This window comes from Streptomyces sp. NPDC044984 (genome assembly GCF_040646935.1).
Lineage (GTDB): Bacteria > Actinomycetota > Actinomycetes > Streptomycetales > Streptomycetaceae > Streptomyces.
The window spans coordinates 47,370-55,838 of the sequence record NZ_JBEZBE010000043.1; the positions used below are offsets into that span (position 1 = coordinate 47,370).

The 8,469-nt window shown below is 73.3% G+C and carries 8 protein-coding genes and 1 pseudogene; 4 read left to right on the top strand and 5 right to left on the bottom strand.

Features of this window, described 5'->3' with window-relative positions; genetic code table 11:
- Positions 1-110: 110 nt before the first annotated feature.
- The 4 genes from whiA to uvrC are packed head-to-tail and all read right to left on the bottom strand — an operon-like array spanning position 111 to position 5,267.
- Positions 111-1,100 (bottom strand): DNA-binding protein WhiA, encoded by a 990-nt coding sequence (gene whiA, locus AB0A94_RS33475; protein ID WP_217136308.1) that lies wholly within the window; start codon positions 1,098-1,100, stop codon positions 111-113.
- The gene (gene yvcK, locus AB0A94_RS33480; protein WP_361750030.1) at positions 1,091-2,158 is read right to left on the bottom strand and encodes a uridine diphosphate-N-acetylglucosamine-binding protein YvcK; all 1,068 of its coding nucleotides are present in this window, start codon (positions 2,156-2,158) and stop codon (positions 1,091-1,093) included. Before yvcK ends, whiA begins: the two co-directional genes overlap by 10 nt.
- Positions 2,155-3,162 (bottom strand): RNase adapter RapZ, encoded by a 1,008-nt coding sequence (rapZ, locus tag AB0A94_RS33485; RefSeq protein ID WP_361750032.1) that lies wholly within the window; start codon positions 3,160-3,162, stop codon positions 2,155-2,157. The genes yvcK and rapZ overlap by 4 nt, the downstream gene beginning before the upstream one ends.
- Entirely contained in the window at positions 3,159-5,267 is a 2,109-nt protein-coding gene (uvrC, locus tag AB0A94_RS33490) for an excinuclease ABC subunit UvrC (protein ID WP_361750034.1), read from the bottom strand. The genes rapZ and uvrC overlap by 4 nt, the downstream gene beginning before the upstream one ends.
- Positions 5,268-5,436: 169 nt before the next feature.
- On the opposite strand from uvrC, the gene AB0A94_RS33495 reads away from it, so the two are divergent.
- Positions 5,437-5,604: a hypothetical protein gene (locus AB0A94_RS33495; RefSeq protein WP_361750036.1), complete on the top strand. Its 168-nt coding sequence runs from the start codon at positions 5,437-5,439 to the stop codon at positions 5,602-5,604.
- 217 nt (positions 5,605-5,821) lie between these two features.
- The gene (locus AB0A94_RS33500; protein WP_361750038.1) at positions 5,822-6,769 is read left to right on the top strand and encodes a hypothetical protein; all 948 of its coding nucleotides are present in this window, start codon (positions 5,822-5,824) and stop codon (positions 6,767-6,769) included.
- A gap of 6 nt (positions 6,770-6,775) precedes the next feature.
- Here the strand turns inward: AB0A94_RS33500 and AB0A94_RS33505 are convergent, their stop codons facing one another.
- A complete protein-coding gene (locus AB0A94_RS33505) occupies positions 6,776-7,195 on the bottom strand; it encodes a Rieske (2Fe-2S) protein (RefSeq protein ID WP_361750040.1) in 420 nt (139 codons plus the stop codon).
- Positions 7,196-7,426: 231 nt separating this feature from the next.
- On the opposite strand from AB0A94_RS33505, the gene AB0A94_RS33510 reads away from it, so the two are divergent.
- Positions 7,427-8,344: a carbohydrate kinase gene (locus AB0A94_RS33510; RefSeq protein ID WP_361750042.1), complete on the top strand. Its 918-nt coding sequence runs from the start codon at positions 7,427-7,429 to the stop codon at positions 8,342-8,344.
- A 33-nt stretch (positions 8,345-8,377) separates the two neighbouring features.
- A pseudogene (locus tag AB0A94_RS33515) lies at positions 8,378-8,469 on the top strand (XRE family transcriptional regulator); the annotation flags it as partial.

Here is an 8,469-nt window from a genome sequence, read left to right on the forward strand (position 1 = left end):
AGATGCCAGGCTCATGACACATCATGATCGAGTCAAGGGTGCCGTCGCGACACGTGGAAACCGGCGCCGGCCACCCGAGTGGGCGCCGACGCCGGTCCCCTGATCGGCCGTCAGACCATGAGCTTGTCGTCCAGCTCCTCGCCGAGGTTGGCCTCCGTGCCGGGGATGCCGAGGTCGGAGGCGCGCTTGTCGGCCATCGCCAGCAGCCGGCGGATCCGGCCGGCCACGGCGTCCTTGGTGAGCGGCGGGTCGGCGAGCGCGCCCAGCTCCTCCAGGGAGGCCTGCTTGTGCTCCATGCGCAGCCGGCCGGCCGCGGCGAGGTGCTCGGGGACGTCGTCGGCGAGGATCTCCAGGGCGCGCTGGACGCGGGCACCGGCCGCCACGGCCGCGCGGGCGGAGCGGCGCAGGTTGGCGTCGTCGAAGTTGGCCAGCCGGTTCGCCGTGGCGCGCACCTCGCGGCGCATCCGGCGCTCTTCCCAGGCCAGCACCGACTCGTGCGCGCCGAGCCGGGTGAGCAGCGCGCCGATCGCGTCGCCGTCACGGACCACGACCCGGTCCACGCCGCGCACCTCGCGCGCCTTGGCGGCGATCGACAGCCGGCGGGCGGCGCCGACCAGGGCGAGCGCGGCCTCGGGACCGGGGCAGGTCACCTCCAGGGAGGAGGAGCGGCCGGGCTCGGTGAGGGAGCCGTGGGCCAGGAAGGCACCGCGCCAGGCCGCCTCGGCGTCACAGGTGGCCCCGGAGACCACCTGCGGGGGCAGACCGCGGATCGGGCGGCCGCGGCCGTCCACCAGGCCGGTCTGACGGGCCAGCTGGTCGCCGCCCGCGACCACCCGGACGACGTAGCGCGAGCCGCGGCGGAGTCCGCCCGGGGCCATCACGATCAGTTCGGAGCTGTGGCCGAAGATCTCCAGGATGTCCCGCTTGAGGCGGCGGGCCGCCATCGCTGTGTCCAGCTCCGCCTCGATCACGATGCGCCCGCTCACCAGGTGGAGGCCGCCGGCGAACCGCAGAACGGCGGAGACCTCCGCCTTCCTGCAGCAGGTCCGGGTGACGGGGAGCCGGGAGATCTCGTCCTTCACCGCTGCCGTCATCGCCATGGGCCGATCCTTCCATGCATCCGAAAAATACGGTCGTACGCGGCGGCCAACAGCTCCGGGTCGTGCCGGGGGCTTCCGTCGGGCCTGGCCACCGGGGCCAGCTCGACCGCGGCGCCGAACCGCCGGGCGGCGTCGGTCAGCGAGTCGCGGTCGGGCACGGCGGCCTCGTCGGCCAGCACCACGTCCAGGGCGAGTTTAGGGGCGTGTCGCCCCAAAACCTCCAAATGACGCTGCGGGGAGAAGCCCTCGGTTTCTCCTGGCTGCGGGGCGAGGTTAAGGGAGAGTACCCGGCGCGCCTTGGTCTCGATGAGGGCGTCCAGCAGTTCCGGCACGAGCAGGTGCGGGATGACCGAGGAGAACCAGGAACCGGGGCCGAGCACCACCCAGTCGGCGTCGAGGACCGCCGCGACCGCCTCGGGGACGGCGGGCGGGTCGTTCGGCACGAGGTGCACGGACTGCACCTCGCCCGGGGTGAGGGCGACGGTGGCCTGGCCGCGGACGGTGCCGACCTCGTCGGGCCGGTCGGGGTCGTGGCCCTTGACCAGGGCCTGGAGCTCCAGCGGCACGGCGGACATGGGCAGCACCCGCCCGTGCGCGCCGAGCAGCCGGCCCACCAGGTCCAGCGCCTGGACGTGGTCGCCGAGCTGCTCCCACAGGGCGACGATCAGCAGATTGCCGACCGCGTGCTCGTGCAGATCGCCCTGGGACTGGAAGCGGTGCTGGATGACGCGGGCCCAGGTCTGGCCCCAGTCGTCGTCGCCGCACAGCGCGGCCAGGGCCTTGCGCAGGTCGCCGGGCGGCAGCACGCCCAGCTCGTCGCGCAGGCGCCCGCTGGAGCCGCCGTCGTCGGCCACGGTGACGACGGCGGTGAGGTCACCGGTGATCCGGCGCAGCGCGGCGAGCGAGGCGGACAGGCCCATGCCGCCGCCGAGGGCGACGACCTTGGGCTGGGCGCCCCGGCGGCGCGGTCTCGCGCCACGGGTCTCGGCCGGCCGACTCGCGCGTCCCTCGGGGACCGCCCTGCGCAGCCGGCTCAGCCGCGGAGTACGTCGTGTCATTCCCGTCCCATGTCCCGGTGGACCACCACCGTCTCCACGCCCTCGGCGGCGAGCCGGGCGGCGAGCTTCTCCGACATGGCGACCGACCGGTGCTTGCCGCCGGTGCAACCGACGGCGATGGTCACATAGCGCTTGCCCTCACGACGGTAGCCCGCGGCGACCAGCCGCAGCAGCTCGGCGTACCGGTCGAGGAACTCCTTGGCACCGGGCTGGTTGAACACGTACGACGCCACCTCCTCGTTGAGGCCGGTGTACGGGCGCAGCTCGGGTACCCAGTGCGGGTTGGGCAGGAACCGCATGTCCACGACCAAGTCGGCGTCGACCGGGAGGCCGTACTTGAAGCCGAAGGACATGACGGTGGCCCGCAGCTCGGGCTCCTCCTCGCCGGCGAACTGGGCGTCCATCTTGGCGCGCAGCTCGTGCACGTTGAGGCTGGAGGTGTCGATCACGAGGTCGGCGTCGCCGCGCAGCTCGCGCAGCAGCTCCCGTTCGGCCGCGATGCCGTCGACGATGCGGCCGTCGCCCTGGAGGGGGTGCGGGCGGCGCACCGACTCGAAGCGGCGCACCAGGGCGTCGTCGGAGGACTCCAGGAAGACGGTCCGCCGGGTGACGCCCCGCGCGTCGAGGTCGGCGAGGGACTCGCGGAGGTTGTCGAAGAAGCGCCGGCCGCGGACGTCGACGACGACCGCGATCCGCGCCACGTTGCCCTGGGAGCGCGCGCCGAGCTCCACCATGGTGGGGATCAGCGCGGGCGGCAGGTTGTCCACGACGAACCAGCCGAGGTCCTCCAGACACTTCGCGGCCGTCGAACGGCCGGCCCCGGACATACCGGAGATGATCACCAGCTCGGGGATGGCCACCTCGGGCGCCCCGGCCTTTTCCTTGCCCGTACTCACCTGTGCTCCGTCGTCCTGGCGGGCGGCGGCCGGGCCGGCGCCTTCCCCGCCCGTCTCCTGCTGGGTCCGGTCCCGCTCCGGCGCGGGCCCCGTCTCGTGCTCGGTCATCGCTCCTGCCCCCGTCGTTCGTCCGGGGCGCCCGTGGACACGGGCTCCCCGGGAGAATCCGTCGCCTGCCCGGGTTCTCCCATGTCATCCATGATCTCGCCCGTGTCGTCCATGATCTCGCCCGTCGCCGTGTTCACGGCGGGGGCGGCGGGCACCGCCCGGGCGAGCGCCGCGACGATCGTCTCAGCCGTCTTGCGGCCTATGCCCGGAACCTCGCAGATCTGGTCGATTGTCGCCGATCGCAGCCTCTTCACCGAACCGAAGTGCTTGATCAGTGCCTGCTTGCGGGTCTCGCCGAGGCCGGGCACGTCGTCCAGCGGGCCGGCCCGGAAGCGCTTGGCGCGCTTGGTGCGCTGGTAGGTGATCGCGAACCGGTGGGCCTCGTCGCGGACCCGCTGGAGCAGGTAGAGGCCCTCGCTGGTGCGCGGCAGCACCACCGGGTCGGTCTCGCCCGGCAGCCAGACCTCCTCCAGCCGCTTGGCGAGGCCGCACACGGCGATGTCGTCGATGCCCAGCTCGTCCAGCGCCCGCCGGGCCGCCGCGACCTGCGGCGCGCCGCCGTCGACGACGACGAGCTGCGGCGGGTAGGCGAAACGCCTGGGGCGGCCGTCGTCCTCCGTGAGGGTGTTCGCGGGCGGCTCGGCGAGGCCCGCGGAGGGGGCCTCGGCCCCGGGCTCCTCGCCGTCGGTCCACTCCCCCGTCCGCTCCTTCTCCGCGAGGTAGCGCCGGAAGCGGCGGGTGATCACCTCGTGCATGGAGCGGACGTCGTCCTGCCCGGCGAAGCCCTTGATCTGGAAGCGGCGGTACTCGCTCTTGCGGGCCAGTCCGTCCTCGAAGACGACCATGGAGGCCACCACGTCGTCGCCCTGGAGGTGGGAGATGTCGTAGCACTCGATCCTGAGCGGGGCGCTGTCCAGCTCCAGGGCGTCGGTGATCTCCTCCAGCGCGCGCGAGCGCGTGGTCAGGTCGGAGGCGCGCTTGGTCTTGTGCAGCACGAGCGCCTGCTGGGCGTTGCGCTCCACGGTCTCCATCAGGGCCCTCTTGTCGCCGCGCTGCGGGATGCGCAGGGACACGCCCGAACCGCGCCGCTCCGTCAACCACTGCTGGACCGGCTCCACCGGATCGGGCAGGGCCGGGACCAGGACCTCCCGGGGGACCGCGTCGCCGGTCTCCTCGCCGTAGAGCTGCTGCAGCGCGTGCTCGACGAGGGCGCCGGTGGTGATCTCCTCGACCTTGTCGGTGACCCAGCCGCGCTGGCCGCGCACGCGTCCGCCGCGCACGTGGAAGATCTGGACCGCCGCCTCCAGCTCGTCCTCGGCGACCGCGATCAGGTCGGCGTCGGTCGCGTCGGCGAGCACGACCGCGCTCTTCTCCATGGCCTTCTTCAGGGCCCCGATGTCGTCGCGCAGGCGGGCGGCCCGCTCGTACTCCATCTCCTCGGCCGCCTCCGTCATCCGCCGCTCCAGACGGCGGAGGTAGGTGCCCGTGCGGCCGGCCATGAAGTCGGAGAACTCCTCGGCCAGCGCGCGGTGGTCCTCGGCGGAGATGCGGTCCACGCACGGCGCCGAGCACTTGTCGATGTAGCCGAGCAGACAGGGGCGGCCGGTGCGGGCGGCGTTCTTGAAGACCCCGGCCGAGCAGGTGCGTACCGGGAAGACGCGCAGCAGCAGGTCCACGGTGTCCCGGATCGCCCACGCGTGCGCGTACGGGCCGAAGTACCGGACGCCCTTCTTCTTGTGACCGCGCATCACCTGGACGCGCGGGAACTCCTCGTTCATCGTCACCGCGAGGTACGGGTAGCTCTTGTCGTCGCGGTACTTGACGTTGAACCGGGGGTCGTACTCCTTGATCCAGGAGTACTCCAGCTGGAGCGCCTCGACCTCCGTGGACACCACCGTCCACTCCACGGACGCGGCCGTGGTGACCATGGAGCGGGTGCGCGGGTGCAGCCCGGCCAGGTCCTGGAAGTAGTTCGCCAGGCGCTGGCGCAGGCTCTTCGCCTTTCCGACGTAGATCACCCGGCGGTGTTCGTCGCGGAACCGGTAGACCCCCGGCGAGTCGGGGATCTCACCCGGTTTGGGGCGGTAGCTGGAGGGGTCGGCCATGTCTCACACCCTACTGGCGGGGACCGACACCGCGGCGGGCCTGTGGACGCGGGGGCCCGGCCGGGTCCGGAGGGGTTACGGCGTGCGGGAAGCGGGAAGGTGGGGGGTCCGTCCCTCGGGTGATCGGCGGACGGTCACGAGGGCGGTCACGAGTCGGAGGGCTGGTCGGATGCGACGGACGCGGATCGGGAAGACACGACGGCCGGCCCGGACCCGCCGGTACGCGGACGAGACGTCCGGCCTCCTCGACTCCCTCGACCCGCGCGATCCCGACATCGTGCGCGCGAAGCGCCTGCGGCCGCGGCTGGAGGACCGGGACGGGGGCGGCGCGTCGTAGGGCCGGGGCGGGAGCGGCGCGTCGCAGGGCCGGGGCGGGCCGCTGTCGGGCGTCAGGTGTTGTCGGGGCTTGGTCAACACGCTTCAATGCGGGGGAACTCCGGGACCTGAACGACGGCGTACGGACGTGAAGACTCCGCCGCGCCGGCGGGGGCGGCTCCGGGGTGCCCGCGCGACGGTCTGACCAGCCGTCGCGGACTTCACAGAAAGGCCCCTGCATGCCGCACGCCACACCGCACGCGGACCTCGTCACCGCGGAACTGGACTCGGCCCTGCGCGGCGGCCCCTTCCACGTCGCCCTGCGCGCGGCGATCGCCGCGCGGGGGCTGCCGTTGCAGCGGGTGCAGCACCATCTGTCGCGCCACGGCGTGAAGGTCGGCGTCACCAGTCTGAGTTACTGGCAACAGGGCGCCCGCCGCCCGCAGCGCCCGGAGTCGCTGCGGGCCGTACGGGCGCTGGAGGAGATCCTGCAGTTGCCGGAGGAGTCGCTGATCCGGCTGCTCGCCCAGCCGGACGAGCACGCGGCGGACCGGCACTCCCCGGGGCGGTCCTACCGCTCCCTGGTCGAGGCCTCGGGCGTACGGGAACGACTGCTGGCGGAGTTCGGCGCCCCGCGCGACGGCGGACTGCACACCCTGGGGCACCACGAACGGATACGGATCGGGGCGCGCCGCGAACTGGCGGAGCGCGAGTCGCACCACATCGTGCGCGCCCACCGGGACGGCGTCGACCGCTATGTGGCCGTCCACCACGGCGACCCCGGTGCCGCGCCGGAGCGGATGACCGTGCAGGCGCTGGAGAACTGTCGTACCGGGCGTGTGCGCTGGCACCACGACACCGGGGTGCTCGCCGCCGAGCTGCTCTTCGACACCCGGCTGCGGGCCGGTGACACCTTCCTCTTCCGCTACGCCGTCGAGGACGGCACGGCGGGCGTCTCGCGCGAGTACGTGCGCGGGGCGGAGTCCCCCGGCGGCCAGTACGCGCTCCAGGTGTGCTTCGGCTCCGGGGTTCTCCCGGTGCGCTGCCACCGGTTCACCCAGCACTCGGCGGCGGCACCGCGCGGCGGCCATCAGGAGCTGGCCCTCAGCGGGCGGCACCGCTCGGTGCACCTGGTGGAACCGCGCGTGCGGTCGGGTTACGTGGGGATCGCCTGGGACTGGGACTGACCCCGGTCAGGCCTGCGGCCTGGCGACCAGCGTGCCGTTCTCCACCCCGACGGCCAGCGTCTTCAGGGGGGCCACGGCCGGCTCGCGCAGTACCTTGCCGGTGGTGGCGTCGAACTCGCTGCCGTGGCAGGGGCAGATCAGCTTCGTGCCCTCGAGCTTGTTGATGGGGCATCCCGCATGTGTGCAGACGGTGTTGTACGCCTTGAGGGTGCCGTCCCCGCTCCGGCTGACCACGACGTTGTGGTCCCGGTACAGCTTCGCGCCGCCCTTGGCGACCTCGTCCTCGGGGCCCAGCTCGACGGGACCGGTCAGCGGGGCGGCGCCCTTCTCGGTGGGTCCGCACGCGGTGAGGCCCAGTCCGGCCACGGAGGTCAGGGCCGCGCCTCGCAGGACGGTACGGCGGGTCGCGGCGGGGCGGGCGGACATGCGGGCTCCACAGGTGGGACGGCGGTGCGGGGTGGACACCGGGGACGATACCGGGGGTGACCGTTCCGGCTGTGGGCGGGTGCTGTCGTGGGGTGGCCGAGCAGGCGTCCACAAGCGTTTACGCACGTCCGGCGGATGGGATACGGTCCCCACCCCAGAAGTGGCACGCGGTGCACAGCTGTGCGAAGTCGGGGACCGGGAAGCCCGGTCCTTCGAAGAAGGGAACTCCTCGTGATCGTCGTAGCCGGTGAGGCACTGATCGACCTGGTACCGCGCGGTGCGGGCGCGCTCGCGGCGCTGACGCCGGCGCTCGGCGGCGGCCCGTTCAACACGGCGGTGGCACTGGGTCGCCTCGGCTCCCCCACCGCGTTCTGCTCCCGGGTGTCGCGTGACGCCTTCGGTGCGGCGCTGCTGGACCGGCTGCGGGAGACCGGTGTGGACGTGTCGTCGGTGCAGCGCGGCGACGAGCCGACGACGCTCGCCGTGGCCACGGTCGGCGCGGACGGCTCCGCGGCGTACTCCTTCTATGTGGAGGGGACCGCGGACCGGCTGTTCACGGCCCCCGAGGCGTTGCCGACGGGTACCCGCGCGGTGTCCTTCGGGACCTGCTCGCTCGTGCTGGAGCCGGGCGCGAGCGCCTACGAGGAGCTGATGCGCGCCGCCTTCGCGCGGGGCGTCTTCACCGCGCTGGACCCCAACATCCGGGCGGGTCTCATCCCCGACCCCGACGCCTACCGGGCCCGGTTCCGGAGCTGGCTGCCGTCGGTGTCACTGCTGAAGCTGTCCGCGGAGGACGCCGAGTGGCTCGGCGGGTCCCCGAAGGAGTGGCTGGCGGCCGGTCCGGCGGCGGTCGTGGTCACCCGGGGCGGTGACGGACTGACCGTGTTCACCCGCGACGGCGGCGAGTACGCCGTGCCGGGGGAACGGGTCGAGGTGGTGGACACGATCGGCGCCGGTGACACGGTGAACGCGGCGCTGCTGCACGGACTCGCGGTGCGGGACGCGCTCAGTGAAGCGGGGGTGGCCGCGCTGGGCGGCGAGGGCTGGGCGGAGCTGCTCGGCTTCGCGGCGCGCGCGGCGGCGATCACCTGCTCACGCGCGGGCGCGGAACCGCCGTACGCCCGTGAACTGGAGCCTGAGGCCGCCTGACGCGCGTACGCGCCGTGCCGCACGGGGTTTCCGCCGAGCCACCTCAGCGAGATCGAGCGGGGGACGCGGAGGATGCCGGCGGAGCTGGCGGAGCACGTGGACAAGGTGCTCGGTACGGACGGGTT